Annotated in this window: 25 protein-coding genes; 13 read left to right on the forward strand and 12 right to left on the reverse strand. The window is 58.2% G+C overall.

Annotation, left to right across the window (positions count from 1 at the left end; translation table 11 throughout):
- Position 1: 1 nt before the first annotated feature.
- Positions 2-955, reverse strand: a complete 954-nt coding sequence (locus ACR0AW_RS10860) for a metal ABC transporter solute-binding protein, Zn/Mn family (protein ID WP_170426190.1) — start codon at positions 953-955, stop codon at positions 2-4.
- Between the two features lie 199 nt (positions 956-1,154).
- On the opposite strand from ACR0AW_RS10860, the gene deoC reads away from it, so the two are divergent.
- From deoC to ACR0AW_RS10875, 3 genes are read left to right on the forward strand one after another with little or no spacing between them, the layout of a single operon-like run.
- Positions 1,155-2,153, forward strand: coding sequence for a deoxyribose-phosphate aldolase (gene deoC / locus ACR0AW_RS10865; RefSeq protein WP_170733891.1), 999 nt, complete (start codon positions 1,155-1,157; stop codon positions 2,151-2,153).
- A gap of 10 nt (positions 2,154-2,163) precedes the next feature.
- Complete coding sequence (locus ACR0AW_RS10870; protein WP_170733892.1) at positions 2,164-4,497, forward strand: aldehyde dehydrogenase family protein; 2,334 nt, start codon at positions 2,164-2,166, stop codon at positions 4,495-4,497.
- A 25-nt stretch (positions 4,498-4,522) separates the two neighbouring features.
- Positions 4,523-5,332, forward strand: a complete 810-nt coding sequence (locus ACR0AW_RS10875; RefSeq protein WP_170733893.1) for an SDR family oxidoreductase — start codon at positions 4,523-4,525, stop codon at positions 5,330-5,332.
- A 532-nt stretch (positions 5,333-5,864) separates the two neighbouring features.
- Here ACR0AW_RS10875 and ACR0AW_RS10880 read toward each other — a convergent pair.
- From ACR0AW_RS10880 to ACR0AW_RS10910, 7 genes are all read right to left on the reverse strand, one after another.
- A complete protein-coding gene (locus ACR0AW_RS10880; protein ID WP_170733894.1) occupies positions 5,865-7,169 on the reverse strand; it encodes a M16 family metallopeptidase in 1,305 nt (434 codons plus the stop codon).
- A complete protein-coding gene (locus ACR0AW_RS10885; RefSeq protein ID WP_170733895.1) occupies positions 7,166-8,506 on the reverse strand; it encodes a M16 family metallopeptidase in 1,341 nt (446 codons plus the stop codon). Before ACR0AW_RS10885 ends, ACR0AW_RS10880 begins: the two co-directional genes overlap by 4 nt.
- An 85-nt stretch (positions 8,507-8,591) precedes the next feature.
- Positions 8,592-9,107, reverse strand: coding sequence for a DUF3035 domain-containing protein (locus tag ACR0AW_RS10890; RefSeq protein ID WP_170566971.1), 516 nt, complete (start codon positions 9,105-9,107; stop codon positions 8,592-8,594).
- Positions 9,108-9,157: 50 nt separating this feature from the next.
- On the reverse strand, positions 9,158-9,628 hold the full coding sequence (gene lspA / locus ACR0AW_RS10895) for a signal peptidase II (protein WP_170394647.1): 471 nt from the start codon (positions 9,626-9,628) through the stop codon (positions 9,158-9,160).
- The gene (purH, locus tag ACR0AW_RS10900; protein WP_170733896.1) at positions 9,628-11,217 is read right to left on the reverse strand and encodes a bifunctional phosphoribosylaminoimidazolecarboxamide formyltransferase/IMP cyclohydrolase; all 1,590 of its coding nucleotides are present in this window, start codon (positions 11,215-11,217) and stop codon (positions 9,628-9,630) included. Before purH ends, lspA begins: the two co-directional genes overlap by 1 nt.
- Positions 11,218-11,239: 22 nt before the next feature.
- On the reverse strand, positions 11,240-12,979 hold the full coding sequence (locus tag ACR0AW_RS10905) for a heparinase II/III domain-containing protein (RefSeq protein ID WP_170733897.1): 1,740 nt from the start codon (positions 12,977-12,979) through the stop codon (positions 11,240-11,242).
- Positions 12,980-13,067: 88 nt separating this feature from the next.
- Positions 13,068-14,327 (reverse strand): transcription antitermination factor NusB, encoded by a 1,260-nt coding sequence (locus ACR0AW_RS10910; RefSeq protein WP_170733898.1) that lies wholly within the window; start codon positions 14,325-14,327, stop codon positions 13,068-13,070.
- 91 nt (positions 14,328-14,418) lie between these two features.
- Between ACR0AW_RS10910 and ACR0AW_RS10915 the strand changes: the two genes are divergently transcribed.
- Positions 14,419-14,601, forward strand: coding sequence for a DUF1674 domain-containing protein (locus tag ACR0AW_RS10915; RefSeq protein WP_170515029.1), 183 nt, complete (start codon positions 14,419-14,421; stop codon positions 14,599-14,601).
- On the opposite strand, the gene ACR0AW_RS10920 is transcribed toward ACR0AW_RS10915, so the two are convergent.
- Entirely contained in the window at positions 14,602-15,462 is an 861-nt protein-coding gene (locus tag ACR0AW_RS10920) for a LysR family transcriptional regulator (RefSeq protein WP_170733899.1), read from the reverse strand.
- Between the two features lie 99 nt (positions 15,463-15,561).
- On the opposite strand from ACR0AW_RS10920, the gene tmpA reads away from it, so the two are divergent.
- Together tmpA and tmpB are read left to right on the forward strand one after the other, a co-directional pair.
- The gene (gene tmpA / locus ACR0AW_RS10925) at positions 15,562-16,698 is read left to right on the forward strand and encodes a 2-trimethylaminoethylphosphonate dioxygenase (protein ID WP_170733900.1); all 1,137 of its coding nucleotides are present in this window, start codon (positions 15,562-15,564) and stop codon (positions 16,696-16,698) included.
- Entirely contained in the window at positions 16,695-17,285 is a 591-nt protein-coding gene (tmpB, locus tag ACR0AW_RS10930; protein ID WP_170733901.1) for a (R)-1-hydroxy-2-trimethylaminoethylphosphonate oxygenase, read from the forward strand. Before tmpA ends, tmpB begins: the two co-directional genes overlap by 4 nt.
- Positions 17,286-17,357: 72 nt before the next feature.
- Here the strand turns inward: tmpB and dapB are convergent, their stop codons facing one another.
- Entirely contained in the window at positions 17,358-18,167 is an 810-nt protein-coding gene (dapB, locus tag ACR0AW_RS10935; RefSeq protein WP_170733902.1) for a 4-hydroxy-tetrahydrodipicolinate reductase, read from the reverse strand.
- A gap of 89 nt (positions 18,168-18,256) precedes the next feature.
- Between dapB and rbfA the strand changes: the two genes are divergently transcribed.
- Genes rbfA through truB form a run of 3 tightly spaced genes read left to right on the forward strand, consistent with a single transcriptional unit; the run spans position 18,257 to position 20,352 of the window.
- Positions 18,257-18,652, forward strand: coding sequence for a 30S ribosome-binding factor RbfA (gene rbfA / locus ACR0AW_RS10940; RefSeq protein WP_170408494.1), 396 nt, complete (start codon positions 18,257-18,259; stop codon positions 18,650-18,652).
- Positions 18,649-19,389, forward strand: a complete 741-nt coding sequence (locus tag ACR0AW_RS10945) for a phosphodiester glycosidase family protein (protein ID WP_170664267.1) — start codon at positions 18,649-18,651, stop codon at positions 19,387-19,389. Before rbfA ends, ACR0AW_RS10945 begins: the two co-directional genes overlap by 4 nt.
- A 54-nt stretch (positions 19,390-19,443) precedes the next feature.
- On the forward strand, positions 19,444-20,352 hold the full coding sequence (gene truB / locus ACR0AW_RS10950) for a tRNA pseudouridine(55) synthase TruB (RefSeq protein ID WP_170426161.1): 909 nt from the start codon (positions 19,444-19,446) through the stop codon (positions 20,350-20,352).
- 7 nt (positions 20,353-20,359) lie between these two features.
- Here truB and ACR0AW_RS10955 read toward each other — a convergent pair whose 3' ends face one another.
- Positions 20,360-21,808 (reverse strand): pyridoxal-dependent decarboxylase, encoded by a 1,449-nt coding sequence (locus ACR0AW_RS10955; RefSeq protein WP_170515046.1) that lies wholly within the window; start codon positions 21,806-21,808, stop codon positions 20,360-20,362.
- A gap of 106 nt (positions 21,809-21,914) precedes the next feature.
- Here ACR0AW_RS10955 and ACR0AW_RS10960 point away from each other — a divergent pair, with 106 nt between their 5' ends.
- The 3 genes from ACR0AW_RS10960 to rpsO all read left to right on the forward strand — a co-directional run bounded on the left by ACR0AW_RS10960 (position 21,915) and on the right by rpsO (position 23,962).
- A complete protein-coding gene (locus ACR0AW_RS10960) occupies positions 21,915-22,418 on the forward strand; it encodes a DUF1643 domain-containing protein (protein ID WP_170733903.1) in 504 nt (167 codons plus the stop codon).
- A 96-nt stretch (positions 22,419-22,514) separates the two neighbouring features.
- Positions 22,515-23,549, forward strand: coding sequence for a calcium-binding protein (locus ACR0AW_RS10965; protein WP_170408499.1), 1,035 nt, complete (start codon positions 22,515-22,517; stop codon positions 23,547-23,549).
- 143 nt (positions 23,550-23,692) lie between these two features.
- A complete protein-coding gene (gene rpsO / locus ACR0AW_RS10970) occupies positions 23,693-23,962 on the forward strand; it encodes a 30S ribosomal protein S15 (RefSeq protein WP_170733904.1) in 270 nt (89 codons plus the stop codon).
- A 387-nt stretch (positions 23,963-24,349) separates the two neighbouring features.
- On the opposite strand, the gene ACR0AW_RS10975 is transcribed toward rpsO, so the two are convergent.
- Positions 24,350-25,597, reverse strand: a complete 1,248-nt coding sequence (locus tag ACR0AW_RS10975; RefSeq protein ID WP_170733905.1) for an MFS transporter — start codon at positions 25,595-25,597, stop codon at positions 24,350-24,352.
- 449 nt (positions 25,598-26,046) lie between these two features.
- On the opposite strand from ACR0AW_RS10975, the gene ACR0AW_RS10980 reads away from it, so the two are divergent.
- Positions 26,047-26,256 (forward strand): hypothetical protein, encoded by a 210-nt coding sequence (locus tag ACR0AW_RS10980; RefSeq protein ID WP_170408501.1) that lies wholly within the window; start codon positions 26,047-26,049, stop codon positions 26,254-26,256.
- The last annotated feature ends 32 nt before the right edge of the window (positions 26,257-26,288 follow it).

Below are 26,288 nucleotides of genomic sequence, written 5' to 3' on the forward strand. Positions count from 1 at the left end.
TTTAAAACCCCGCCGACAGTTTGCCGTTCATGCCACGTTCGGGAACATCCGCGCCCAGCGCGCCGGCGATAACGGTAATGTTGTGATCAAGCATGCCGATATAAGTACCCTCATATGTGCCCGGCTCGCCCATCGCGTCGGAATACAGCTCTCCGCCGACACCCACTTTGTGACCTTCGGCCGAAGCACCCTCGATCAAGGCACGCATGGATCGATCTGAAACGGAACTCTCCACAAACACGGCGTTCAGCTGACGCTCTACCAGAGTTTCGACCAACTCACCGATCCGGTTCAACCCTGCCTCGGATTGGGTCGAGATGCCCTGAATACCCAGCACCTCATAGCCATATTCATCACCGAAATAGCCAAATGCATCATGCGCAGTCACCAACACGCGGTTGTTTTCGGGAACGGCCGCCAAAACCTGCTTGCCATAGGCGGCCAGCAGATCGATCTCGGCCAGAAAAACTTGTGCGTTGGCTGCGAACTCATCTGCCGCTTCGGGCCGGGCTTCGGTCAGAGCTTCCTGCACTTCGATCACGACATCGCGCCACAGAACTGGGCTCATCCAGACATGCGGGTCAAATTTGTCAGCGTAATCGTCATGGGCGCGCAGTTTCGATGTGTCGATGCCATCCGCCACGGCAACCACTGTCCGCTTGCGGCCCAGATCGTCAAAGAAACCTTCCATCTGAGCCTCTAGATAGAGGCCGTGCCACAGCACCAGATCAGCGCGGGTCATCGCAACAATATCGGTGCGGGTCTGGCGATAGGCGTGCGGGTCGACACCGGGTCCCATCAAGCCCTTCACGTCGACCTGTTCACCGCCGACCTGGCGCGCAGCGTCTGCAATCATGCCGGTGGTGGCGACGACTTTCAGCGGCGCTTGAGCGATTGCGGCGACGGGCCACACAAACACGAGAGCCAATGCCGTAAGTAGCGATCGACGAATCATTTCAGACTCCGAACGGTTATCCTGTTAAGTCAAAATATGAGAACCATTCGCAACTAAGTCAATGCAAATGCGAATTACTCGCAAGAAAACGACTATATTTGTCCATTTGGTCAAAAATTTGCCCCTTACGACGCTGGCACACCTTCCCTTTCGCTGCGACCCATGCGATTTTGACGCGAACCTCCAAAAGGACGGAATAATGGAAACGCAGAGCTCAGAAAGCACCGTGCGCACCCCGCATCTGCCGCAAGTGACCGAGCCCCGGAACCCAGGAATGGATCTGGATCTGGATTGGGTGCGGGCCGTGCAGGCCAACACTTCGGCCATCGAGCGCCGCGCAGCGACGCTGCCCGGTCGGCGGTCAGTGAAAAAAGAATACCAGGCCGCATGGCTGCTCAAGGCGATCACAATGATCGACCTGACCACGCTATCGGGCGATGACACGGTTGGGCGGGTTCGTCGCCTGTGCGCAAAGGCTCGTCAGCCTGTCGCGTCTTCAGTTCTGCAGGCGCTGGACATGCCGCCGATCACAACCGGAGCGGTGTGTGTCTACCATGACATGATCGAAACGGCTGTGGACGCATTGGAAGGCACTGGTATTCCGGTTGCGGCGGTATCCACTGGCTTCCCGGCCGGGCTCTCTCCGTTTCATCTGCGTGTGGCAGAGATCGAAGAAAGCGTGAAGGCCGGAGCCGAGGAGATCGACATCGTCATCTCGCGCCGTCATGTGCTGTCTGGCGACTGGCAGGCCCTGTATGATGAGATGAAGGCCTTCCGCGTCGCCTGCGGCGATGCACATGTCAAAGCCATTTTGGCGACCGGAGAGCTGGGCAGCCTGCGCAACGTCGCCCGTGCCTCGCTGGTGTGCATGATGGCAGGGACAGACTTCATCAAGACCTCGACCGGCAAAGAAAGCGTCAACGCCACCTTGCCTGTGTCGTTGGTAATGATCCGAGCCATTCGCGACTATTATGACCGCACCGGCTATCGCGTAGGCTACAAGCCTGCGGGTGGGATTTCGAAAGCCAAGGATGCGCTGGTCTATCTGTCGCTGATCAAGGACGAGCTGGGCGACCGCTGGCTGGAGCCGGATCTGTTTCGCTTTGGTGCCTCATCATTGCTGGGCGACATTGAGCGGCAGTTGGAACACTATGTGACAGGCGCATACTCCGCCGGTTACCGTCACTCCATGGGCTGAGGAAAGTACAATGACAGTCAAAGAGATTTTCGAGACCATGGACTACGGCCCTGCCCCCGAAAGCGCAGCCGAGGCACTGGCCTGGCTGGTCGATCAGGGCGACAAGTTCGGCCACTACATCGATGGCGCGTTTACCAAACCCGGCAAAGGATTCGACAGCCGCAACCCAGCAACCGGAGAGGTTCTGGCCAAGCTGACACAAGCCAAACAGGCTGACGTGGACGCCGCCGTTTCTGCGGCGCGCAAGGCGCAGCCGAAATGGGAGAAGCTGGGCGGTGCGGGTCGTGCGCGCTACCTCTACGCGATTGCGCGCCTGCTGCAGAAGCACTCGCGTTTGTTTGCTGTGCTCGAAAGCCTCGACAACGGTAAGCCGATCCGAGAATCCCGCGACATCGACATCCCCCTGGCACAGCGGCATTTCTACTATCACGCCGGCATGGCGCAGTTGATGGAAAGCGAATTGCCCGATGCCGAAGCACTGGGTGTTTGCGGCCAGATCATCCCGTGGAACTTCCCGCTGCTGATGCTGGCGTGGAAGATCGCGCCTGCAATCGCAATGGGCAACACGGTGGTTCTGAAGCCGGCCGAGTACACCTCGCTGACCGCGCTGCTGTTTGCCGACATCTGCATGCAGGCCGGGTTGCCGAAAGGCGTGGTCAACATCGTCACAGGTGATGGTGCCGTTGGTGAGATGATTGTGTCTTCGGACGTCGACAAAATCGCCTTTACCGGCTCGACCGTCGTGGGCCGTCGCATCCGTGAAGCGACCGCTGGCTCTGGCAAAGAACTGACGTTGGAACTGGGCGGCAAGTCCGCCTACATCGTCTTTGACGACGCCGATATTGATTCAGCGATCGAAGGCTTGGTCGACGCGATCTGGTTCAACCAGGGCCAGGTCTGCTGTGCGGGCTCGCGCCTTCTGGTGCAGGAGGGTATCGCTGATCGCTTCCATGACAAGCTGCGTGCCCGGATGGACAATCTGCGTATTGGTGATCCGCTGGACAAGTGCATCGATGTGGGCGCGGTTGTGGACCCGGTTCAGTTGCAAACCATTAAAGGAATGGTCGAGAGCAACACTGCGGGTCACGTGCATCAGGCGGCCTGTGAGCTGCCCTCGAATGGCTGCTACTATCCACCAACGCTGATCTCTGGGCTCGAAACCTCCGATCCGCTGATGCAGGAAGAAATCTTTGGCCCGGTTCTGGTTTCTTCGACCTTCCGCACCCCGGAAGAAGCGGTCGAGTTGGCCAACAACACCCGCTACGGGCTGGCCGCGACAGTCTGGACCGAAAACGTGAACCTCGCGTTGGATATCGCGCCCAAGCTGGTCGCAGGCGTAGTCTGGGTGAACGCGACCAACCTATTCGACGCCGCTGCCGGCTTTGGCGGCGTGCGCGAAAGCGGCTTTGGCCGTGAAGGCGGTTGGGAAGGGCTGACGGCCTATACCAAGCCCAAAGCCAAGGCCAAACCGCTGACGAAGATTGAGGCGGAAATGGGCGAAGGCGCTCCAGTCGATCCTATTGACCGCACCGCCAAGATGTATGTCGGCGGTAAGCAGGCGCGGCCCGATGGCGGCTATTCGAAACCCGTCTGGGGCAAATCCGGCTTACTTGGCCATGTGGGTCTGGCCAACCGCAAGGACGTACGCAACGCGGTTGAGGCTGCAGCGGGTGCAAAAGGCTGGTCCAAGACCACCGGCCATCTGCGGGCTCAAATCCTGTATTACATCGGTGAAAACCTCTCGGCACGTGCGGGCGAGTTCGCTGCTCGTATTGATGCGATGACCGGTAAGAAAGACGGCGCGAAAGAGGTTGAGGCCTCGATCCAGCGACTGTTCACCGCCGCCGCCTGGGCGGACAAGTATGATGGTCAAGTACATGGTGTTCCGATCCGGGGCGTCGCCATTGCCATGAAAGAGCCGGTTGGCGTGATCGGCGCCCTGTGTGCGGACGAAACACCCCTGTTGGGTCTAGTTTCGGCCATGGCGCCAGCGATTGCGATGGGCAACCGGGTGGTTCTGGCGGCAAGTGAGCCCTACCCGCTGGCAGCAACGGATTTTTACCAGATCCTAGAAACCTCGGACGTGCCCGCCGGTGTGGTCAACATCCTGACCGGCAGCCACGCAGAGCTGGCAAAGCCGCTGGCCTCGCATCTGAACGTGGATGCGGTCTGGTCGTTCTCGTCCACCGATCTGTCTAAAGAGATCGAGATCGTCTCGGCCGGAAATCTGAAGCGGACTTGGGTCAATAACGCGACGGCATTTGACTGGAGCGTGGACCATTCGCGCCGCTTCCTGCAGGCTGCGACCGAAGTGAAAAACATCTGGGTGCCCTACGGAGAGTGAGGCCCCCGTACCACCGGAGGCCTAAATGGATTTTTCAGGTAAGACCGTCATCGTCATTGGTGGCACCAGCGGTATCAATCGCGGCATTGCCGAGGCCTTTGCGGCCTCGGGTGCTAATCTGGCTGTCGCCAGTCGGTCGCAGGAAAAGGTCGATGATACCGTGGCTGCGTTGAAAGCAGCAGGCGCATCCGACGCGACCGGCGCGGCGTTCGACGTTCGCAATCCAGAGGCCGTAGCCGAAGGCCTTAAGCAATTCCACGACGATTTTGGAGATTTCGACGTCCTGATATCGGGCGCAGCCGGCAACTTCCCTGCGCTGGCATCGGAAATGTCAGTCAACGCGTTCAAGGCGGTCATTGATATCGATCTGATGGGCACGATCCACGTCATGAAAGGGGCCTACCCCTATCTCAAACGCCCAGGCGCCAGCATCATCAACATCTCGGCTCCGCAATCCTATCTGCCTTACGAAGGGCAGGCCCATGTGTGCGCCGCCAAAGCGGGCGTCGATCAGATCACCCGGACCCTGTCGATGGAATGGGGCGTCGAGGGGATTCGCGTGAATTCGGTCGTTCCGGGCTTTATTGAAGGAACTGAAGGCGCAAAGCGGCTGGCCCCCAGTGAAAATGCCCATGAAGAGCTGCGCCGGGATGTCCCGCTGGGCCGCTGGGGTCAACCGCAGGATGTGGCCAATGCGTGCGTGTTCCTCAGCTCTGATATGGCCAGCTATATCAGCGGCACGGTCATGGCGGTTGACGGGGCATTGTATCAGCGCGGCTCGGGCAAATTTGGCCAGATGATGGGTCAGATGCTGCGCGCTGCGAAAAAGGATTGAGCTTGGGCGAGGGCACGGGGTTCGGCCTGGCGACTGACATATTCAGTCGCTGGGCTTTATTTCCAGCCCATCTAGTTTAAGAACTTCTGAAGTAGACTCCAGCCGCGACCAAAAGCGATGTCAGTACACCGGCTAGCACGTAAAGTGCAAACGCGCTGAGTAGGGATTGACCGAGAACCAACGCAGCAGCAAAGGTCAACAACCCTGCAAGCGTTCCCAATCCCATTATCGCCACTATCATCGCGCTACTATCCGTCCTTAGCTTTGTCACAGGAGGTGTTGATCTGGTGAATCCCACCTCTATTCCCGGCTAGCATAGAATTCTCGACATTTCTGGCCAAAGTATGGCCAAGTCGAGTTAACGATCCATTAAGGCGGAGAATTGCCTATTCTCTAACAAGCGCCGCGCCCTCCGAAGGGTCGCATACTTGTTGCTTCCGCCAACGATTCACATCACCTATTGATGTCAAAACCAAGAAATATCACTCAATAACAACAAATAAACCTGTCCGGCAGGTGTAGATGGACGACGTCAGCCGTCCACCCCTTCCGGTTTTCCGACGATGGTGAAGTGCAGCCCCTCAGGGTCCAGAAGTTCAGACGCCACCCGGTTCACATCCTCCAGCGTCACTGCATTCACCCTGTCATTGCGGGTCGCAATGTAGTCGATGGGCAAATCTTCCATCTGCATTCCGACCATGATTCCCGCAATCTGGCCATTGCCGTCGAATCGCAATGGATAGGCCCCGGTCAGATAGGTTTTGGCGTCATCCAGTTCCTTTTGGGTTACGCCTTCCGCAGCCGCACGCGCCCATTCCTGCCGGATCACTTCGACCGCTTCGGCGATGCGGTCATTGGCGGATGAGACCGAGCCCAGATAAACCGACGCCAGATCCTTAGGCACCAGATAGGTCGCAACGCCATAAGTCAGGCCACGCTTTTCGCGCACTTCCTGCATCAGGCGGCTTTCAAATCCACCGCCGCCCAGAATGTGGTTCAGAATATAGGCCGCAAAGAAATCGGGATCATCGCGATCAATGCCCGTCTGACCAAACAGGGCGACCGATTGCGGGGTGTTGAAATCTACCACGTTCACGCCGCCGTCGATAGTGACCTCGGCCTTGTCGGGAATCGGCTTTCCCGTTGCTGGCAGGTCAGTCAGTAACTTGTCCAACAGCACGCCCAGTTCTTCGGCTGTGATATCTCCAACAGCACCGACATACAGCCGGTCCTTGGCAAAGACATTGTCATAGGCGGCAACGATATCTTCGCGGGTCAGGCCCGAGACGCTTTCGATCGTTCCTTTGCCGTCCGTGCCATAGGGATGATCGCCATAAGCCATCTCAGCAAAGCTGCGACCCGCGATTTCGTTCGGATCAGTTTGATCTGATTTCAGGCCCGAGATCACCTGACCCCGCACCCGGTCGATGGCATCCTGATCAAAGCGCGGCTGGTGGATCGTGGTCTGCAGCAGGTCAATCACGTCATCACGGTTCTCGGTCAGAAACCGCGCTGAAATTGAGACCGTGTCATCCGTCGCCCGATATTTGAAAGACGCCGCTAGGGATTCTAGCTCGCGCGCGTAGTTGCGCGCATCCATGTCGCCCGCGCCTTCCTCGATCAACCCGCTCATTAGGTAGACCGCGCCGCGTTTATCCGGATCATCCAGCGACGTTCCTCCGCGAAACCGCAGTTCCAAAGCGGTGAAGGGGATCGAATGATCTTCGACCAGCCAGGCGGTAATGCCACCGGGCGAGGTCACCTCTTTGATCTCAATCTCGGCCCAGGCGGGAAGGGCAATGATAAGCGCGATCAGCGTTGCGATAATCCGTTTCATTGCGTCACCTCATCGTCACGCATCAGCCAACCAGTGACCGAGGTTTCAGGTTGCAGCACTTCACGGGCAGCAGCGATGATCTCTTCCCCCGTCACCGCCTGCAGGATGTCGGGCCATGCTTGCACATCCTCAACCGTCAATCCGCTGGTCAGCGCGCGACCATAGCGGTTGCCGATCCCGTCCACGTTGTCGCGCGCATAGGTCTGAGACGCGCGAAGCTGCATTTTGATACGCTCCAGGTCTTCATCATTCACGCCTTCGGCGATGAAGTCCGCGACGGCCTGATCCATGGCATCCTCGGCCTCTTGCAACGTTACGCCCTGAGCGGGAACAACGATCAGATCAAAGGTCGTGTCATCCAGTGAGACCCCCCGGTAGAACGCACCGGTATAGACCACTTTCTGCTGCTCGAACTGCAGCTTTTCATTCAGATACGAGGTCGTGCTTCCCCCCAGCAGCTCAGCCAAAAGGAACAGGGCGGCGGCCTTCTCCTGCTCACCTGCGTCCCGCTCGGGGGCCAGATAGGTGCGTTGGACATAGGGTTGTGCGACACGCGCATCCTTGAAGGTCAGACGCCGTTCCGCGGTCTGGGGCGGTTCTTGTGAGCGCACCCGCGCGGGCAAATCGGGGTTGGCCGGGATCACACCGTAGTATTGATCGGCCAACGCCTTGACCTCGTCGGGGTCAACATCGCCGGTCACAACCAAAATCGCGTTATTGGGCGCATAGTGGGTCTGGTAGAAGGACAGGGCGTCGTCCATATCCAGCGTCTCCATCTCATGTCGCCAACCGATGATGGGCACTCCATAACGATGGTTCAGATATTGCGCCGCGCTCATCTGTTCACCGAACAGGGCGCGGGGGTTGTTCTCGGTTCGCTGATTGCGTTCTTCCAAAATCACGTCGCGTTCGGTGGTGATGTCATTCTCGGTCAGGCGGATGTTGCGCATCCGGTCCGCCTCCATCCGCATCATCAGTTCCAGCCGGTCTGCCGCGACACGCTGGTAGTAGGCGGTGTAGTCGTAAGAAGTGAACGCGTTGTCATTGCCGCCGTTGGCCGCGACAGTGGCTGACAGCTCGCCTGCTTCCATCGTGTCTGTTGCCTTGAACAACAGATGTTCCAGAAAATGCGCCACGCCAGAGGATCCGATCGGCTCATCAGCAGACCCGGCCCGGTACCAGACCATATGCTGCACAACCGGCGCGCGGTGATCTTCGACCACCACAACGTCCATGCCGTTATCCAGCGTAAATGTGGTGACCGCCTCGTGCCCCTCTTTCGCGAACAAGGGGGTGGCGGCGATCAGGGCAGCCGACAGTGCCAGGGCCCGAACCATGGGGCATCCTCCGTTTCGTTTCTGGTATTCAAACTACGGTGGCGCCGCGGGGGTTCAAGGCCAATGACGGAAAGTTAAGAAGAATTCATTCCAGCGGCGGGGCCGACGGCGTTTCGATCCCACGACGACGCGCCGCTTCATTGGTCGCGTTCGCATCGATTGACTGACGTTCATAGACCTGCGAGTACCGATCAACCGGGAACAGGCGCAGGCGGGTCCAGCGACCGCGATTTTTGCGGAAAGCCGCATCCTCTTCGGCCGTTATCTGACGCGTATTGGCAGGAACGCCATATCTGCTTGAGGCCGTCACAAGCGCCGCATCGCTGGCCGGTATTGAGGTATTCGGGTTCAGCGCTGCCTCACTACCACCCAGCGCCACAACGGCGTCCGCTTTGGGGTTAGGATCGGTCAGGTTTGCACCGCCGGGAGTCGGCGCTGGAAGAAAGGCGTAGTCCTTGGGCTGGGTCAGCGGCTTGACGGGCAATACCGAAAATTCATCCGGCCCCGCTCCGGGCGGATCAAGATTGCGCAAACCAATATCGGAACAGCCCGCAACGACAACGGCGAGTGTCAGAACAAGAATGGCGCGTGGCATACGCATCAGTGTCTCCAGCCAGTTTCAGGCGCTTTTATCGCATATCGTCCGGCAGGTCACGAGGGCTTTTTGCCATCGAACAGGACCAATCCCAAAGCTCCCGCAAATATGAACACATCCGCCAGATTGAACACAAAAGGGTTGCTGATCCCGCAGCAGGACATGTTCAAAAAATCCAGAACATAGCCGTAAAGCACCCGGTCCACGACATTTCCCAGCGCACCGCCGATCAGGAGACCGCCGCAGAATTGTTGAAGCTTCGTAGGAGCGATGCGGCCCAGCCAGATCAGGACGCCCAGGCAGATCGCCACGGAAACCCCGATCAGCACCCAGCGGGCGGCGTCACCGTCGCCCTGAAACAGGCCAAAATTGATGCCGCGATTCTCGCCGTATCTGAAAACCAGAAGCGGTGGCAGCACGTCGATATCGCCCTGCGCCACGCGCATTACGTGAACGACCAGATACTTACTAATCTGGTCGATCAAAAACGCCGCCAATCCGGCCCATAGGATGAACGAACCGCGCATCAGTGACGGAAATGCCGCATGCCGGTGAAGACCATGGCCAGACCGGCCTCATCCGCCGCCGCGATCACTTCATCATCACGCATCGAACCGCCGGGCTGAATAACGCATGTTGCGCCTGCCTCGGCGGCCTCCATAAGCCCATCGGGGAAGGGGAAGAATGCATCAGAAGCTACGGCCGAACCGATGGTCAGCGGCTGGGGCAAGCCCAGCGCATCAGCCATACGCTCGGCTTTCTTTGCCGCGATCAGTGCCGAGTCAACGCGGCTCATCTGCCCCGCGCCGACACCCACGGTCGCGCCGTCTTTGACATAGACTATGGCGTTGGATTTGACATGTTTCGCCACTTTCCACGCGAACAGCAGGTCGCGCATCTGCTCCTCAGATGGCGCTTTTTTGGTGACCACCTTCAAGTCATCCATACCAACAAAGCCGTTATCCTTGTCCTGCACCAGCAGGCCACCGGCCACCTGTCGCACAGTTTTACCACCGGCGGTCACATCCGGCAGAGCTTCGGACGTCAGCAGGCGCAGGTTCTTCTTGGCGGCGAAGATCGCCTTGGCCTCGTCTGACGCCCCCGGAGCGATCACAACCTCGGTGAAAATCCCCGTGATCTCCTGCGCGGTTTCCGCGTCCAGCGGTTGATTCAACGCCACGATACCGCCGAATGCCGACGTCCTGTCGCAGTCGAACGCGGCTTTATAGGCCTCAAGCAACGTCGCACCTATCGCTACACCACACGGATTGGCATGCTTGATAATCGCACAAGCTGCCCCTTCGGCCGGGTCGAACTCAGCGACCAACTCAAAGGCGGCATCGGTATCGTTGATGTTGTTATAGCTCAGTTCCTTGCCCTGATGCTGTACGGCCGTCGCCACGCCCGGACGACCCGAGCCATCTACATAGAACGCTGCCGACTGGTGGCTATTCTCGCCATATCGTAAGGTCTGTTTCAGCTCACCGGCAAAGGCGCGGCGTTTGGGCGCCTCAAGCTCCAGCGCATCGGCCATCCAGTTGGACACGGCTGTGTCATAAGCGGCAGTGCGGGCATAGGCCTTTTGCGCCAACCACTGACGGAAGCCCAGAGAAGTCTTACCGTAATTCTCTTCCAGCTGATCCAGCAGCGACGAGTAGTCTTCGACGTCCACAACCACGTTTACAAAAGCATGGTTCTTCGATGCGGCACGGATCATGGCTGGGCCGCCGATATCGATGTTCTCGATACACTCATCATAGGCAGCGCCCTTGGCCACGGTCGCTTCAAATGGGTAGAGATTTACCACAAGCAGATCAATTGCGCCTATACCATGTTCGTTCATCGCGGCGACATGGGTGTCATTATCGCGCAGAGCCAGCAGCCCGCCATGGACCATCGGGTGCAGCGTTTTGACCCGGCCATCCATCATCTCGGGGAAGCCGGTGATCTCGCTGACATCTTTCACCTCCAACCCCGCATCGCGTAGCGCCTTTGCGGTACCGCCGGTCGAAAGCAGTTCAACCCCGCGTTCGGCCAACGCCGTTCCCAGCTCGATCAGCCCGGTTTTGTCGGAAACGGAAAGCAACGCGCGGCGCACGGGGTGAAGGTCGGTCATGGGTCCAAAGGTCCTTTTGGCGTCAGTCGAAAACGGGCTCGTCCCGGTGCGTATCCCGCACGGCATAGGCTGTATCCTGAGCCTTGCTGAGCGTCCACCGGATGCGCGTCGCATACTCCATTGCGCGCCCAGATAGAACGATCTGTTTTGTCGCGCGTGGCTTCAAACGGCCTTTTTCAAGGTAAACGCTTGGTTCAACTGACAACTTTCCAACGCCATCATGGCGGAAAACCCATATCTCACCGCTTTTGAGCGCCATCGACACCGCAGCGCCACCCAGATCAAGTGCCGCATCAACGTCAGGATGCAGGTGAAACCGGATGTCAAAGGCTATCCCCTGCAGACCTGCCCCGTCCATCGCGCGATCGAACTGCCGTTTGGCTTTGTCGGTTGCGGTCAGCAGAATATCCTCGCCCACCAGCTCACGCCCGTCAAAGCGCAGTTCAAGCGTGCGGGCATGGGTCAGGCCAAACACTTTGGCGTAGCCGTCATGACCCACCATAAAGCGGGTGCCTTCGAATGCATCCTCGAAATCCACGGGCACATCCTGCGGGCCATCCACCAATGCTTCCTGCGACGACCCATTTGCGCCTTCTGCAAGCCGGGCGCTGGAATACCCTTCGACGCATAGGGTCGAATGCGACGGGGTCGCGCGCCCTGCCCTGCGCCATTCCTGCCCAAAACTGCCGCCTGATCCACAGTTCACGATCAGAGGACGGCGCCCCGAGGTCAGCTCAAACGCAAGCGAGGATGCGTGGGCGTTGAACGACGCAGCACCTTTGGGAGGCGCGCTGGCATCCACCAGAACCGTGGTTCTCGAGGCGGCCAATCGTGCATAACCCATTGACAGGTCCGAATGCTGCTGCGGCTTGACACCGCTTTGCGCCAGTGCCTGATCCAGCCGCCCTTCAAGCCCACGCCCACCCCCGTGAAATCTGGCCAGAGATCCATCTGCATGACGCAGATTTCGCAGAGTAGGTGCAATGCGCTTGATCGCCCCGGTCTGAGAGGCAGGCGTGCCTCGGCCAACTTCACCAAGTGCAGCAGAGGTCCAGGCCAGCAGAGTGAAGACCTCCAGCAATTCCTCAGGGTTGCGGGTGAGAATGCCGCCCTCGGCATCGATCTGGCGGTCGCATTCCCGGGCCAGTGCGCGCAATGCGGGATCAGCCAGTTGCTCCAACCCCTCCAGGGCCAAACCAGCCTGAACCAGCCCTGCGAGCGCTTCGAATCTCGGCAATCCTGGTGTTGCTGCTGTCCAGCGTTTGGAAAGAAACCATGTTTGTTGTGCCAAGGAGCGGAAGAAAGCTCTGCTTTGCGCTTCGTCAGCGCCGCGTAGCAGAAATTGCGCGTGGTTGATCCAGCGCATCACCCGACGCCCGGTCAGGTCCGGCGCCCAGCCGGGTCCCTTCCCGCGCCCATGTGCGGTGATCCAGCCCCAGACCCATCGCTGCGCCTTTTCACGGGCGCGCATATCGCCGACGGCTGCCAGATCATCCAGCCAGATGAAACCGTGGCGTTCATCATCAAAATCCGGACTGGGCGCAGCAACATCCCAGAGATCGGTGTCATCCGCCTCGACCAGATATCCAGCGAAAAGGAGATTCCCGGCCACCAGTTGTCGCCCGCGTGCATACGAACCGACGGTGCGCGGCTCAGGCTGGCTGACGAATCCCGAAACCGCCTTCCGCCTTTGGCTCAGGCGCGCGTAAAGGCGGTTCTGAAACCGCATCCAGCGATTGGCCATTGTGTCCGATTCTGACATGACGCTTGCGACTCTGCCCCTTGCGCTCTGCGGGCGCTTGAACACACGATAGACCGGTCCGCGCGTCAAGTCATCGAAAAGCGTCGCCTCAAGCGGATTTGTTCAGACAGGCGATATAGAACCCGTCCATGCTACCCTTGTCCGGCCAGAAATCCGGGCGCAGACGCAAGCCACCTTCTTCTGTAATCCAGTCCGGTTCAACGCCCGCAATCTCAAGCGCCGCACGGTCAATCTGCATATCCGGGTATTGATCCAGCGCCTCTTCGATCTGCACCTCTCCTTCGTCCGGCAACAAGGAACAGGTGCAATATACCAATCGGCCTCCGGGTTTGAGCAGGGTCCAGGCATGGGCTAGCATCCGGGCCTGTAGTTCGATCAATCCCCCGAATTCCGAGCCATCCTTGGCGAAGGGTAAATCAGGATGGCGGCGAATCGTGCCCGTGGCCGAACACGGCGCGTCGAGCAGGATGGCATCATACTGGCCCTGATGGTCCAGCGCATCACCAGCGATCACCTTAGCCTTCAAACCTGTCCGTTTCAGGTTCTCGCGCACCCGCTCCAACCGTGTTTCGGAGATATCCAGCGCCGTGACCTCTGCCTCTACCACAGCCAATTGCAACGTCTTGCCACCGGGCGCGGCGCAAAGGTCCAACACCTTTTCCCCGGCTTTCGGGGCCAGCACGCGCACAGGCAGCGCCGCTGCCGCATCCTGAACCCACCAGCTTCCACGCTTGTAGCCCGGCAAAGCCGACACCTGCCCCGCATCCTGCAAACGGACTGAGCCGGTGGGCAGGGCTTCTCCGCCCGGCGCCTCGGCGCCCGGTTTCAGCGTCACGTCCAGCGGTGCACCATTGAAATGGGCCTGTTCCATACCCTTTACCGCGTCATCGCCCCACGCCATGATCAGAGGATCGCGCAGCCAGTCGGGCAGACGGGGCACGCGCATCTTGGGCCAAGCATCCGGCCCATCGGCGGCAATCTTGCGCAAGACTGCATTCACCAACCCCTTGAGCCGCCCATGCTTGCGCGAACGTCCCACGATCTCGACCATCGAATTGACCACGCCATGCGCGGCCTCGCCCTGACACAGCTCGACCGTTCCAAGCCGCAGCGCGTTATGCACCGTTAGCGCTGGTGTCTGCCGCAGGTGATCGGCCAACAGCCGGTCGGCACGCTCAAGCCCTCGCAGGGTTTCAATCGTCAACCGCTGTGCGCGCGCACGATCCTCGGGTACCAGACGATCCAATGCGCCGGCCGCCAGACACTCAGGTAACAGCCGCCCCTCGCCCAATATCTGATCCAGCAGATAGATTGCACTGCGCCGCGCGGCGGTTGCAGAGTTTGACATGATGCTGAGTGCCTCTCGTGACCTTTGCCCGCATTGCCTTATGCGGACTAGGGCGTATATCAAGGCGCTGAACGGAAAGGAACCCAATGTCATGAGTGACGAGTGCAAAGATTTGCCCCCCGCCGCGCAGCGCGCATTGGCCGAGGCTGAGGAACGTCGCAAAAAGGCCGAAGCGGAAGCCAAGGCGCAGCCCAAGGAACTGGGTGGGCGCGACGGTCCTGATCCGGCCCGCTATGGTGATTGGGAAAAAAAGGGCATCGCCATCGACTTTTGATCAGGCCGCGCCCCGAAGCGCCTGCAGAAAGTCGTCTATCAACGCTCTTTGCCGTTTCGACCTTGCCCGATCCTCGGGCCAGGTCAGCCAATAGCCATCCTTTGTCCGAAGCTCGGGCATATCCAATCTGTGTAACTGACCAGTCTTTAAGCTGCCCGAAGCCAACGGTAGTGAACCCAACGCGATCCCCATGCCCTGACGCGCGGCCGTGATCGCGTGACCTACCGAGTCAAAACTGATCCGGCCAGCCGGTAATTCATCAACCCCCGCTACCTGCGCCCAGTCCTTCCAACCGGGGCGTTCTCCGCGCAAATCAATCAGCGGCGCACCCCAGTTGATGCCGGATGCGGCCATCGGTGCCAGAACTTCAGGCGCAATTAGCTTTGCCTTTCGTCCAGGCCAAACGCCTCTGCCATAGCGGATCTGCAGCCAGGTACGCTCTTCCTCCAATGAGGCCCGGCGCGCCATGGAATCTGTCATCACACGCACATTGGGCTGCGCTTCAAGAAATGCGGGCAAGGCTGGCAGAACCAGCGCGTGGATGTGCGACGAAAGTCCCGCGACCCGAAGCTCGCGCGGAGTTTTGCCGAAAAGATCCTCAGTATTGCGTTCCAGTGCTTGCAGGCTGTCCTGCACCAATGGCAGATAGCTTTCGCCTTCGATGGTCAGCGAAACACCGCGGGCTTCGCGCACAAACAATGACCGGCCCAGCCAAGCCTCAAGATTGCCTATCCGTTGACTGACCGCCGCCTGCGTCAAACCAAATTCGCGCGCAGCAGCAGAAAAACCACCCAGCCGCCCGGCGGCTTCGAACACACGCAGCCAGTCCAATGGAGGTAGTCCAATCTTCTTCTTATCCATAAGATTTTCCAAGTCTCAGAGGCAATAAGGTTTAATTGTAGTAATGTCACGAAGCGCATATCTCCTCAAGCAAAGCCCGCGCCGAACAGGAGAGACCCCATGCTGCGCTCAGCCACTTTCGACCCATCTGTGGTCACTATCGCGTTTTCCGATGGTACCGAGGCCCGCTTCCACGCCATTTGGCTGCGCGACAATGCGCTGGACCCCGAGACCCGCGCACCCGGAAACGGGCAGCGTCTGATTACAATCGGCGATATCCCCACCGATATCTCGGTCAGTACCGCCGAGATCCAAAATGGCGATCTGAGTGTTACCTTTCAGCCCGAAAACAAATCCGTGATGTTCCCTGCCGATTGGCTGGCCGATCACGTTTATGACCGCGAACAGGCGCAAGACGTTGGCCGCACCGCATCCGGCGTCACCACATGGGAGCGTGGTATCAGCGCCCCCAGCGGTGACTGGGAAAGGGTGCACACCGACCCGGAGGCTAAGCGCAGCTGGCTGGCTGCCGTCGCGGAGTACGGCTTTGCCAAGCTGACAGGTGGCCCGACCGAGCCGGAATCGCTGCTGAAAGTGGCCGATCTGTTCGGCTACGTGCGCCAGACAAATTATGGCCCTTATTTCGAGGTTCGGACCGAGGTGAACCCGACCAACCTCGCCTATACTGGGTTGGGGTTGCAGGCCCATACCGACAACCCTTATCGCGACCCGGTACCGACACTGCAAATCCTCTACTGCCTTGAGAATTCGGCTGAAGGCGGCGATTCCATCGTTGTCGATGGTTTCCGCGCGGCTGAGCGTCTGCGCGATCTGAACCCCGAGGGCTTCGCCTTGCTTGCAGGCTATCCGGCACGGTTCGAGTATAAAGGTTCGGACGGGGTCTGTTTGCGGTCACGTCGCCCGATGATCGAGCTTTCCCCCGATGGCGAGTTGATCGGCATTCGCTTCAACAACCGCTCGTCTGCGCCGTTCGTGGATGTACCCTTTGACAAGATGGAAGCCTACTATGCAGCCTATCGCCAGCTGGGTGAGATCATTGACGATCCCGCTATGGGCGTGTCTTTCAAGCTGGAACCGGGCGAAAGTTTCATCGTCGACAACACACGCGTAATGCATGCACGGCTGGGCTATTCCGGGGCCGGGTCTCGCTGGTTGCAGGGATGCTATGCTGACAAGGATGGGCTGCTTTCGACACTGGCCGCCATGCAGATGACACAACCGGAGGCGGCGGAATGAAACCCGATTTCTCGACCTTAAACCGGGACAATATCGTGGCCTTTATCGGTGACATCTTCGATCGTCGGGGGGGTGAGGAATATCTGGGGGAACCCGTCACCATGGCCCAGCACATGCTGCAGGGTGCCACGATTGCGGAACAGAGCGGACAGTCTGAAGAAATCATCGTCGGTGCGCTGTTGCATGACATTGGCCATTTTACGTCGGAATTCGGCACTTACCATCCGGACGATACCGAGGACCGGCATCATGAAGATGCGGGTGCAGAGGTGTTGGAGCAGTTCTTTCCGTCGGTCATCACCGATTGCTGCCGATACCACGTGGCAGCCAAGCGGTATCTCTGCGCCACCAAGCCGGAGTATTTCAATCGCCTGTCCGCAGCCTCGGTCCATACGCTGGAACTGCAGGGTGGTCCGATGAGTGCCAAGGAGATAGCCGAGTTCGAGGCAAATCCGAACCTGAAAGAAATCATTCAGGTCCGTTATCTGGACGAAGCGGGAAAACGCGCTGATATGGAGACCCCGGATTTCGCCCATTTCGCACCGATGGTACAACGGATGGTCGACCGGCACATTCAGGCAAGCTGAGACAGCTTTCATCTGCCCGATCGATAAAGCCAAGAAAATTCGTCGAATTTTCTTGGCTCTTGATCCTAAAGCCTACAGCCCCAGAACATCCACCATGTCATACTGGCCCGGCGCCTTGCCTTGACCCCACAACGCGGCTTTGAGCGCCCCACGGGCAAAGATCGCACGGTCAGTAGCCAGATGGCGCAACACGATACGCTCACCGGGTGCCGCGAACAGGACATCGTGTTCGCCGACAATGTCTCCGCCACGAATCGCGTGGAAGCCGATATTGCCGCGTTTTCGCGCACCGGTAATACCGTCGCGGCCCCGATCGGCCACATCCGCCAACTTGACACCGCGCCCTTCTGCGGCAGCTTCGCCCAGCATCAAAGCCGTGCCTGAAGGCGCATCGACCTTGTGATGGTGATGCCCCTCGATGACCTCGATATCGAAATCCTCATCCAGCGCGGCGGCGACCTTCTTGGTCAGCTGAACCAACAGATTTACCCCGAGGCTCATATTCCCGGCCCGCACAATCACGGCATGGCGCGCGGCAGGTTCCAAAGCTGCGATCTGTTCATCCGTCATTCCGGTGGTGCCAATCACGTGAACGCACCGCGCTTGTGCTGCCAGCGCGGCAAACTCGAGCGTCGCCTCGGGCGCCGTAAAGTCGATAACAGCCTGCGCCTGCGCAAATGCCTCCAGCGGATCGTCAGTGACGGTAACACCGAGCGCCTGCCCGCCCATTGCCTGACCCACATCCTGACCGATCCAGTCATGACCCTTACGCTCGACCACACCAACCAGACGCGCCTGATCGCTCTCAGACACGGTCTTGATCAGCATCTGCCCCATACGGCCCGAAGCCCCTGTGATGACGATCCCCGGAATATGGGTCATTGCGCTGGTCCTTTCTAAAGTCGGCTCAAAGCCTCCTAACCCGTTCGCGCCCGCTTGGCAAAGCCCCGCTTTGGGCTTAGATCGGGGGCATGGCAAAGAACAAATTCCACGATGGCCCCGGCCCTTCCCAACGACAGCTGCGCGTCGGCGAACTGATCCGCCGCACCCTGTCCGAGGTTCTGGCGCGCGGAGATGTCCACGACCCCGACTTGAACCGCATGTCGATCACCGTGGGTGAGGTGCGCACCTCGCCCGATCTAAAGATCGCCACCGCCTATGTGCTGCCCTTGGGCGGCAAGGGGCAGGAGGACGTGATCGAACTGCTCGCTCGAAACAAGGGTGAGCTTCGGCGCGCAGTGGGCAAGAAGGTGGGCCTGAAATTCTCACCCGACCTGCGGTTCCGTCTGGATGACACGTTCGACCGTCTGGACGACACCCGCCGTATGTTTAATCAGGACGCGGTACGCCGCGATCTGGACGAGTGATCCGTACCCTTGTCACGCTGTGTGCTGTCCTTTGGGCCGCGCAAGTCTCTGCAGTCACTTGCGAGAAGCTGACTCATGAGGACAAGCGATATACGGTTTGCGAGGTGGATACCTCGGAAGATTTGCGCCTGTTTCTGAACGATGAAAATGGCGATCTGCTGGGTCATTTCTCTTCGGTGAATGAGGCGTTGGAGCCTCAAGGGAAAAGGCTCGTCTTTGCGATGAATGCGGGCATGTACCATGACGACCGCTCGCCCGTCGGCCACTATGTCGAAGAAGGGCAAGAGCAGATGCGCGTGATACCGAATGCCGGACCCGGCAATTTCGGCCTGCTGCCCAACGGTGTGTTCTGCATCCGTGAAAACCGTGCCGATGTGTTCGAGACTTTGGATTTCGTCGATCAGGCGCCGCAGTGCCGCTTTGCGACACAATCGGGCCCCATGCTGGTGATCAACGGAGAGTTACACCCTCGCTTTCTGCCGGATTCAACCTCGCGCTACACCCGAAACGGAGTGGGCACCAGCGCCGATGGCACGCGTGTGGTGTTTGCGATCTCGGACGATTACGTCACTTTCTTTGAATTTGGCAGCCTATTCCGCGATGTATTGAAAACACCGAATGCGCTGTTTCTAGATGGCAACATTTCCCGCATGTATGATCGCGCCAGCAACCGGTCGGATATCGGGTTTTCGCTGGGACCCATCGTGGGTGTCGTCGAGGACGTTCCGGCAAATTGACAGCATCGAAACGATCCGCTAACTCGCGCGCCTCAGCAAGACTCAAGGTGTAGAATGGGACGCAAACGCAAGGGCCGCGACATTTCCGGTTGGCTGGTGGTGGACAAGCCCGCTGGCATGACTTCGACCGCGGTGGTCAACAAGGTGCGTTGGGCGATGGACGCCAAGAAAGCCGGCCATGCGGGCACGCTGGACCCCGAGGCGACCGGCGTTCTGGCCGTTGCGCTGGGTGAGGCAACCAAGACCGTCCCCTACATCACCGATGCGCTGAAGGCCTACACCTTCACCGTGCGGCTGGGGCAGGCCACCAACACCGATGATGCCGAGGGCGAAGTCATCGCTGAAAGCATTGCGCGCCCCTCGGATGAGGATATCAAACAAGCGCTCGGCCCGTTTCTGGGCGATATCAAACAGGTGCCGCCCAAGTTCTCGGCCGTGAAAATCGACGGTCAACGCGCCTATAAGCTGGCCCGAGATGGCGAGGATGTAGAACTGACCGCCCGCCCTCTTTGGGTAGAGGAACTGGTGCTGATCGACCGCCCCGACGAAGACCACGTCGTGCTGGAGATGACCTGTGGCAAAGGTGGCTATGTCCGTTCCATTGCGCGTGATCTGGGTGAGGCGCTCGGCTGCCACGGCCACGTGAAAAAACTGCGCCGCATCTGGTCCGGCCCGTTTGAGGCCGAGGATGGCCTGACCATCGAACAGATCGACGAAATGGCCAAAACCACCGCATTGGATGATTATCTGCATCCGCTGGAAACCGGCCTGTCGGACCTGCCCGAGCTGAAATGCACCTCTGAAGGAGCCACCCGTCTGCGGAATGGCAATCCGGGCATGGTGCTGGCCTCTGACGTGGAATACGGCGACGAGGCCTGGGCCTCGCTGGATGGCAAGGCCGTGGCCGTAGGAATTTACAAGTCGGGCGAATTGCACCCAAGCCGCGTCTTTGCCGCCAACTGATGACTGTTCAGGCGGCGATACGCAATTTGTGACCCAGTCGAAGTATCTCGGACACCAGTAGATCCAGATCCTGCTTTTGCGTGCGGTGATTGTTGACCGCCACCCGTAGGCAATGCGCTCCCTGAACCGTTGTATCCGATAAAACCGCTGTGCCTTCCTCTTGCAGGCACAACATGATTTCGCTGTTAATCGCACGCAGAGTTTCGGGGCTGAGACCGCCCGGGTCATAGCGGAAACAAACGATGTTTATGTTGGTGGGGAACATCAAGGTGAGGTCATCCTCTGCCTCGATCAGCGAAGTCAGATAACGCGCCTTTTCGATATCCTGATCAATGAGCCTGCCGAATTTCTGAACGCCGTGCTCCTTCAAGGACATCCAGACCTTGAGCGCTCGAAACCCACGCGAAGTCTGAATGCCGTAATCGTGCAAAAACGCCGCCCCGGCGACGCCTCGGGATTGCGGTTCCAGGTATTCCGGGGTCAGAGTAAATGTCGCGTGGTGGGCATCATGGCTTCGCACCAACGCGCAACCCACTTCGAAAGGCGCATGTAACCATTTGTGTGGGTCGAGCGCGACGGAATCCGCGCGTTCGATGCCGGACACGCGCCAACTGTTATCATGGGCGATTGCAATTAACGCACCGATACAGCCGTCAACATGAAACCACAGGCCTTCCTCGCGGCAGAAATCGGCAATCGCCGACAAGTCGTCGATGGCGCCTGTGTTCACGGTTCCGGCGGTAGCAATCACACAAGCGGGGTTAAGGCCGTCTGCGCGATCCTGCGCGACCATGCCGGCAAGCGCTTCAAGATCCATCGTCAAATCGTCTTGCGTAGGAGCACGCCGCAGCGCCTTGTTGCCCAGACCCAGTGTTTCGAGCGACTTTTGGTGACAACTGTGCATCTGATCCGATCCGTAGTACCGCATCGGCTTATCCATGGCGGCGATGCCCTCTTCGCGCATGTCGATCCCGGATTTGACGTTGCGGGCCACCGTCAGCCCGATCAAGTTTGCCACGCTGCCGCCGCTGACCAATGTCCCACTGGCCCCTTCCGGCAGACCGATCATCTCGCGTAGCCAGTCGACGACTTGTCGGTCGATCAGGGCTGCCGCATGATTCCCACCCCCTAGGTTCGATCCCTGAACCGCAGCCAGAAAATCCGCCATCGCGCCTGTGAAATTGCTCGCGCCCATATACCAGCCCCAAAACCGGGGATGAATATTGCCCATTGGATACTGCATGACCTGAGACTGGACATCATCCATCAAATCACCCAACGGCATACCCTGCTGAGGTGCAGGCGTTTCGAACCCGTTGCGTATCGCAGTCGGCATATCTTTCCAAATCGACCTATCACGCACATCACGCGTATGATCCAACGCCATATCCAGCATCTCATGTGCTAACTTGCGGGTCTGCTCCCAATCCGCCGGATCCAATGTCTCGAATGTCATGTCTTCCCCCAGAATAAGCCGTTCAAATGAAGGCAGGTATAGCACAAGTTAAGAAACAGGACATCGCCCCTTGTAAACGGGCCTAATTCCAGCCAAACCCGACTGCATGATCACCCGTTCTCACACCAAGGGCGACGCGCCCTCGACTGCTATCTACTCCGATTGCGAAAAATACCGCTATAGCCTGACCCGTATCTGGAACCCGGCGGGCCGCAAGGCGTTGTTTGTGATGCTGAATCCGTCGACGGCGACCGAGGTGCAGAACGACCCCACGGTGGAACGTTGCGAGCGTCGCGCACGCACACTGGGTTTCGGAGCTTTTCAGGTCACCAATATCTTTGCCTGGCGCGACACTGATCCGCGCAAGATGCGAGCATCTGCAGATCCGGTGGGGTCTGAGAATGACGCAGCCATCCTGGACGGCGTGGAATGGGCGGATCAGGTCATCGCCGCCTGGGGCACCCATGGCGCACATCTGGAACGCGGCCCCGCAGTTGAGGAATTACTGCGCGGCACGGGCCAGCCCTTGTTCCACCTTGGGCTGACCAAGGACGGGCATCCGAAGCATCCTCTCTACATTGCGTACACTCAGCAGCCCGAACCCTGGTGATAAAGGGTTAACCACGCTCTCAGCTTCGCTTTGACCAAGCCATTGTTTGCATGAGATGTTTTACACTCGGAGCCATTGTGCTTGCGGAGGGTAGATATGTTTCTGATCGGATTATTCGGAATGGCCGCCATGGGTGGTGCGGCCTACGCAATCAGCGACGTACTTGTGCCAGAAGACAAAGGCGATGACGAGGATGAAGACGATCGCATCGAGGAAACGGCCGACGACGACCTGTCGGAAGGCAATTTGCTTGACGCGGACGAGAATGTCGACGAGCCCAGCTCTGCCGAGGAAACCGACTCTGACACTGGTGAGATTGTGTCCGAGTATGAAGGCGATCTGGTCATTGCGGGCGATGAGGATGCGGATGTTCTGACCGGGCAGGAAGGCAACGATCAGATCAACGGATATGGCGGGGACGACTGGATCGACGGCGGCGCTGGCAACGACGTGTTGTATGGCGGTGGTGGCGGGGACGTCCTGTTTGGCAACCTCGGGAATGATGTGCTCCATGGTGAATATGGTGATGACGCGCTGGACGGAATGTCAGGAAATGACGACCTGTATGGTCATTTCGGAACAGATGATCTGAGCGGCGGTGATGGGAATGACCGGCTTTTTGGCGGTCAGGGCGATGACACGTTAAGCGGCGATGACGGCGACGACGCGCTACAAGGCGGAGATGGCGACGACTACCTTGTTGGGGGTGCCGGTGAAGACGCCCTGTTTGGCGGAGATGGTGATGACATCTTGTCCGGAGAAGATGGTCCGGACGAGCCTGCGCGCGACTTCCTAAACGGGGGCTCTGGGGACGACGTCATTCTTGCCGAAGACGGCGATGTGGTCACCGGTGGAGAGGGCGAGGACGAGATCGTTGTACAGTCCGACCCCGAGCAGGAAGCCACGACAATCATGGATTTCCAGATCGGTCACGACAAGCTTCTGATCACCTGGGACAACCCGGAAGAACCGGAATTGACGATCGAACAGGACAGTGAAAACAACAGCTTGACCCATGTTCGGGTCAATGGCGAAGACGTCGCTCAGCTTTTTGGCGCAGAGGGTCTGACTGTTGAAGATATTCAGTTTGTGACCGAAGCCCAGTTGGAGCAGTACGCCTTCACCAGTTGAGCCTGCAGAATCCCTTTGCCATTTGCGGTGAATGCGCCTATACGCGCCCATCCGCATCGGAATCGGTGCGGTTTTCTCCATGGGCCTGTGCTGGACGACATCCCGGCCTGCGCCATCAACTCTAACCTTTAAAGGAGACCCCGATGTCGATTACTGCCGCTGATAAAGCACGCGTCATGAAAGAATTCGCAACCAAGGACGGCGACACTGGTTCGCCTGAAGTCCAGGTTGCTATCCTGACCTCGCGCATCAACACCCTGACCGAGCACTTCAAAACCCACAAGAAAGACAACCACGGTCGTCGTGGTCTGCTGAAGATGGTTGCTCAGCGCCGTAAGCTGCTGGACTATCTGAAGGGCAAAGAAGAAGCACGCTATCAGGAGCTGATCAAAAAGCTGGGCATCCGCCGCTAAACGCGTTTTGTTCATGTTGTACAGGCGCTGAGGCCCTGTTCGTACAAATAGTACATCTTGTACGCCCGCCATTTGGTGGGCGTATTTGTTTTGGTCACTGTCTAATCTAGTGAACTGTGCGGCGCGCGAATTTCCCGCCATGTTCATGAGAGACGGCACACACATACCTGCGGCCCAAACCTTACCGCTACGCAAAGAAGCGCAAACTTTTTTTAACTTCCTGTGAACCACTTCACTGAACGCGGTCAAAGATTGCGCCATTCTGAGGATGTTAGTGAGTAGGCGCTTCTTTTGTTTCGAGCGTCAGGTTTTTCATAGTCCTCCCTTTTTTACTGGGCGTGCCTGTAGCGGGCGCGCCCATTTTCGTTCGGGACACACTGATGAAACCTACTTGCCTTTGGTATCAAGCGCTTGAACGCCGGGATGGCGAAAGAGTTTCGCCATCGCAATCAATGCCAGTACACCGCAGATGACCGCGAGCACGAAAGGCATCCGCAAATTGATAGCCATGAGGGACCCGCTGAGGGCCGTAATGGTCCCGGAGCCCAACGCGTAGATGGCGACTGTCACACCCATGACCCAACCTTGCTCGGTTGGGCCGACGCTCGCGGAAAACAACGAAAGCATGGTCGGGTACATGATCGCGAACGCGATGGTTATCGGAACAATCAGGACATAGGTCAGATCGGCCATGGGGTTCAGCATGAAGGCCAATATCCCAAGTGCCATCGCTGCAATGGAGACATACAGAATCGGAAACTTTTTGTACCGCTCGTGCAGCGGCGCGGTGAGGTAGGCACTGCCAAAGGCCATGGAGCCTCCGAACACGGCGAGGGCCATGCTGTTTTGAAGCGTACTGAACTTGAACCGGGTCAGCAGATACGTGTCGATGAAGAAGAAAAACGCATTCAGGCACATCAGCGAGAACAACATGACGACCGAAAGCCGCAAAACGACCGGGTGCGAGAAGACTTTCCACAGGTTCAAAACAACATCTAAAAGCCCGAAGTCAATTTTTTGTCTTTTGTAACCGGGTTCGGAGAAGAAGAACAGAATCAGTGCCATGTTGATCAGGATCAGGGCAATGGCGACGTAGAAAGGCAGTTCCAGTGACGCAAATGACCCCATCAGGTTTTGGTCGCTGAGCAATCCTGAAATCAGTGGCCCCCCGAGCAGGCCCAGCGCGGATGCCGCAACAATCATCCCGAGGTTTTTTGATTTCTCCTGATCGTCATGGCTGATGTCGATCAATGCGGCCTGCGCAATGGGTTGGTTGGCCGTCGTAAACCCGGAAATGGCGCGCCCCAAAAGCAACAGCCAATAGCTGGACGTCATGATCGCGGCCACAGTCAGAACATAGCCGATCAGGGCACCGGTAAGGCAGATCATGATGCCTGTTTTACGCCCGATATAGTCCGACAACTTGGCGATGAAGGCCGCCCCGAAAAAGTAGAACAGAAAGAAGACGACAATCAGAATCGTATAGTCGAGCTGGCGGATATTCGTCGCTGTTCCATGTGCGAGGAAAGCCTGGTGTGGATCCAGCAGGATCGTGATGAAAATCGGCACGATCAATCCAAAACCCATCACGTCAATGAAAACGACCAGCAACAGAGACAATCGTGAAAGGTTCATAACAGCTTCCTCATTACGGTCCCGGAATAATCCAATTTCAAAACGTCGAGGGGGCCGGCCACATCACAAGAAACACGCGCTGCGCCAAGATTTGCCCGGAGTCAGGGTATGAGCTCTTTTGTTTTCTGTCCAATTTGGCGCGGCGACGGGCGGTATCCGGGGGGCTGACCTTGGGTTTCGAATTGTGACGCCGCGTCGCGAAAGTCGGGCCCTAGGTTAGAAGGTTGACGTAAGCGTAAGAAGTGCCGTGATTTTTTTCCAAGCGGTCAAAAAAATGATGCAAACAGCAGATTTCTTCCCCCTTTCTCGGCACCCCATTTTTCTTACATGGACGGTGTCGCTGCGGGTTCACACTCACGGAAGTTGGTCTTTGAGCCCTTCCCTCAAGTGGCTTGGACCTGACCCGCAGCGGCAAGGATTTGATGACCATATGTTGCGGGAGTTGAATGATGCCATTGAAGACAATTCTGAGCCGGGTGTTTGCAACCAAGATGTCTGAGACGTCCAACGCCACAAATGCGCGGTCGATTTTGAATAATCCCTACGACCATAAGAAGGCAATTTCGAAGGTTGAGACAGCGGCGGTTCTTCGCGGGATCCTAGAAGATGAAAAGATGGAATATCCAACCCAAGGCAAACGCGAGGATTCGCTGCACTGACCGCCGTTTGGTACGCTCCCGACGACTGCTGC

This window comes from Ruegeria sp. C5, assembly GCF_056537605.1.

Bases quoted from the DNA above. Each gene is read 5' to 3' on its own strand.
- tmpA (WP_170733900.1), top strand. From the start codon at position 15,562: ATGCTGCGCTCAGCCACTTTCGACCCATCTGTGGTCACTATCGCGTTT.
- ACR0AW_RS10955 (WP_170515046.1), bottom strand. From the start codon at position 21,808: ATGACATTCGAGACATTGGATCCGGCGGATTGGGAGCAGACCCGCAAG.
- lspA (WP_170394647.1), bottom strand. From the start codon at position 9,628: ATGCGCGGTTCGTTCATCCTATGGGCCGGATTGGCGGCGTTTTTGATC.
- ACR0AW_RS10870 (WP_170733892.1), top strand. From the start codon at position 2,164: ATGACAGTCAAAGAGATTTTCGAGACCATGGACTACGGCCCTGCCCCC.
- dapB (WP_170733902.1), bottom strand. From the start codon at position 18,167: ATGACCCATATTCCGGGGATCGTCATCACAGGGGCTTCGGGCCGTATG.
- ACR0AW_RS10860 (WP_170426190.1), bottom strand. From the start codon at position 955: ATGATTCGTCGATCGCTACTTACGGCATTGGCTCTCGTGTTTGTGTGG.
- ACR0AW_RS10880 (WP_170733894.1), bottom strand. From the start codon at position 7,169: ATGAAACGGATTATCGCAACGCTGATCGCGCTTATCATTGCCCTTCCC.
- ACR0AW_RS10965 (WP_170408499.1), top strand. From the start codon at position 22,515: ATGTTTCTGATCGGATTATTCGGAATGGCCGCCATGGGTGGTGCGGCC.
- deoC (WP_170733891.1), top strand. From the start codon at position 1,155: ATGGAAACGCAGAGCTCAGAAAGCACCGTGCGCACCCCGCATCTGCCG.
- rpsO (WP_170733904.1), top strand. From the start codon at position 23,693: ATGTCGATTACTGCCGCTGATAAAGCACGCGTCATGAAAGAATTCGCA.
- ACR0AW_RS10980 (WP_170408501.1), top strand. From the start codon at position 26,047: ATGCCATTGAAGACAATTCTGAGCCGGGTGTTTGCAACCAAGATGTCT.
- ACR0AW_RS10905 (WP_170733897.1), bottom strand. From the start codon at position 12,979: ATGTCAGAATCGGACACAATGGCCAATCGCTGGATGCGGTTTCAGAAC.
- purH (WP_170733896.1), bottom strand. From the start codon at position 11,217: ATGACCGACCTTCACCCCGTGCGCCGCGCGTTGCTTTCCGTTTCCGAC.
- truB (WP_170426161.1), top strand. From the start codon at position 19,444: ATGGGACGCAAACGCAAGGGCCGCGACATTTCCGGTTGGCTGGTGGTG.
- tmpB (WP_170733901.1), top strand. From the start codon at position 16,695: ATGAAACCCGATTTCTCGACCTTAAACCGGGACAATATCGTGGCCTTT.
- ACR0AW_RS10975 (WP_170733905.1), bottom strand. From the start codon at position 25,597: ATGAACCTTTCACGATTGTCTCTGTTGCTGGTCGTTTTCATTGACGTG.
- ACR0AW_RS10920 (WP_170733899.1), bottom strand. From the start codon at position 15,462: ATGGATAAGAAGAAGATTGGACTACCTCCATTGGACTGGCTGCGTGTG.
- ACR0AW_RS10875 (WP_170733893.1), top strand. From the start codon at position 4,523: ATGGATTTTTCAGGTAAGACCGTCATCGTCATTGGTGGCACCAGCGGT.
- rbfA (WP_170408494.1), top strand. From the start codon at position 18,257: ATGGCAAAGAACAAATTCCACGATGGCCCCGGCCCTTCCCAACGACAG.
- ACR0AW_RS10885 (WP_170733895.1), bottom strand. From the start codon at position 8,506: ATGGTTCGGGCCCTGGCACTGTCGGCTGCCCTGATCGCCGCCACCCCC.
- ACR0AW_RS10915 (WP_170515029.1), top strand. From the start codon at position 14,419: ATGAGTGACGAGTGCAAAGATTTGCCCCCCGCCGCGCAGCGCGCATTG.
- ACR0AW_RS10910 (WP_170733898.1), bottom strand. From the start codon at position 14,327: ATGTCAAACTCTGCAACCGCCGCGCGGCGCAGTGCAATCTATCTGCTG.
- ACR0AW_RS10960 (WP_170733903.1), top strand. From the start codon at position 21,915: ATGATCACCCGTTCTCACACCAAGGGCGACGCGCCCTCGACTGCTATC.
- ACR0AW_RS10890 (WP_170566971.1), bottom strand. From the start codon at position 9,107: ATGCGTATGCCACGCGCCATTCTTGTTCTGACACTCGCCGTTGTCGTT.